This is a genomic window from Micromonospora sp. DT4, assembly GCF_049841675.1.
Taxonomy (GTDB): Bacteria; Actinomycetota; Actinomycetes; order Mycobacteriales; family Micromonosporaceae; genus Micromonospora.
Genome location: NZ_JBNCKT010000260.1, coordinates 1 through 1,974 on the forward strand (window position 1 = coordinate 1; position 1,974 = coordinate 1,974).

Annotated in this window: 2 protein-coding genes; both read left to right on the top strand. The window is 70.9% G+C overall.

What is annotated here, in order from left to right; all coding sequences use genetic code 11:
• The first annotated feature begins 88 nt into the window (after positions 1-88).
• Positions 89-988: an alpha/beta hydrolase family protein gene (locus ACLQ24_RS29455; RefSeq protein WP_425895001.1), complete on the top strand. Its 900-nt coding sequence runs from the start codon at positions 89-91 to the stop codon at positions 986-988.
• Positions 989-1,124: 136 nt separating this feature from the next.
• Entirely contained in the window at positions 1,125-1,907 is a 783-nt protein-coding gene (locus ACLQ24_RS29460; protein ID WP_425895002.1) for an ABC transporter ATP-binding protein, read from the top strand.
• Positions 1,908-1,974 lie beyond the last annotated feature (67 nt).

The following is a 1,974-nucleotide window of genomic DNA, read 5'->3' on the forward strand; positions in this document are numbered from 1 at the left end:
GGACCTACGACGGCACCCCACTCAAGGAAACAACCTGATCAACACCCCTCCACGAATTAACGCGGAGCAGCACTAGGGAGTGCCCGACGTGTCGTCACCAACCACCACCCGTCCCCGTTCCCTGCCGGCCCGAGCCGCCCGGCTCGCGCTGGCCGCCACCCTGCTCGCCACCGGCGTCCTCGTCGGACCGACGGGCGCCGCGCAGGCGGCCGGCCCGTACGAGCGTGGCCCCGACCCGACCACCGCGATCCTGGAGGCCAGCCGCGGTCCCTTCGCCACCGCCTCGCAGAGCGTGTCGTCGCTGAGCGTCACCGGCTTCGGCGGCGGGGTCATCTACTACCCGACCAGCACCAGTGAGGGCACGTTCGGCGCCATCGCCATCTCGCCCGGCTACACCGCCGCCTGGTCCAGCATCAGCTGGCTCGGTCCACGGATCGCCTCGCACGGCTTCGTGGTGATCGGCATCGAGACCAACACCCGGCTGGATCAGCCGGACAGCCGTGGCCGGCAGTTGCTCGCCGCGCTGGACTACCTCACTGAGCGCAGCTCGGTGCGGAGCCGGATCGACAGCAGCCGGCTCGCGGTGGCCGGCCACTCCATGGGCGGCGGGGGCAGCCTGGAGGCGGCCTCGTCGCGGCCGTCGTTGCAGGCCGCGGTGCCCCTCGCGCCCTGGAACACGGACAAGAGCTGGTCCGAGCTGCGCGTCCCGACGCTGATCATCGGCGGCGAGAGCGACACCGTCGCCCCGGTCGCCACGCACTCGGTGCCCTTCTACAACAGCATCCCGTCGTCGGCCGAGAAGGCGTACCTGGAGTTGAACGGCGCGAGCCACTTCTTCCCGCAGACGGTGAACACACCGACCGCCCGGCAGATGGTGGCCTGGCTGAAGCGGTTCGTCGACGACGACACCCGCTACGAGCAGTTCCTCTGCCCTGGTCCGAGTGGTTCCCAGATCGAGGAGTACCGCAACACCTGCCCCAGCTCCTGAGTGGGCGCGTGAACCGGGACGGCCGCCGTCGGGCGGCCGTCCCGCTCGCGTGGCCGCATTGAAGGTCTTGACGCGATAACCGAGAAACGTACACTGCGAGTGTAAATAACACCCGCCACGGCAGAGGGATGGGTGCATGGAGCGCGGCCTCGAACTGCACGACATCGGCGTCCGTTTCGGCGGCCTCACCGCCCTCGACGACGTCTCGCTCCGGGTGCCACCCAACCGGGTGGTGGGCGTGATCGGGCCCAACGGCGCCGGCAAGACCACACTGTTCAACGTGATCTGCGGCTTCGTCACGCCGCACACGGGTGCGCTCGCCCTCGACGGCCGGCCGCTGCGACCCCGACCACACCGACTGACCCGGCTGGGCATCGCCCGGACCCTCCAGGGGACCGGGCTCTTCGCGGGGCTCAGCGTGGTGGAGAACGTGATGACCGGCGCGTCCCACACCGCCCGCGCGGGTTTCGGGGCGGCGCTGCTCGGGTTGCCCCGCAGCGACCGCGACGAGCGCCGGCTGCGCCGGCACGCCCTGGACATCCTCGACGGGCTGGGCATCGCCGAGCACGCCGGGGCCGCGCCGGGCACGCTGCCCTTCGCCGTACGCCAGCGGGTCGCCTTGGCCCGCGCGCTCGCCGCGCGACCCCGGCTGCTGCTGCTCGACGAACCTGCCGGTGGCCTCGGCGCCGACGACATCGCCGAACTCGCGGAGCTGGTGCGGCAGCTTCCGCGACGCGACGTCGACCCGTGCGCGGTGCTGCTCGTCGAGCACCACATGGACCTGGTCATGGCCGTCTGCGACGAGATCGTGGTGCTCGACTTCGGTCGGGTGATCGCCACCGGAACGCCGGACGAGATCCGCGACGACACGGCGGTCGCCGAGGCGTACCTCGGCGCCCTCGTCGAGGAGGCCGCGTGAGTTGCCCTGTGTCAAGCCGCCGCAAGTTGATCTTGTCTGATCAGCTGTTGGAGGGCTCTGTGGTGGT

Bases quoted from the DNA above. Each gene is read 5' to 3' on its own strand.
- ACLQ24_RS29460 (WP_425895002.1), top strand. From the start codon at position 1,125: ATGGAGCGCGGCCTCGAACTGCACGACATCGGCGTCCGTTTCGGCGGC.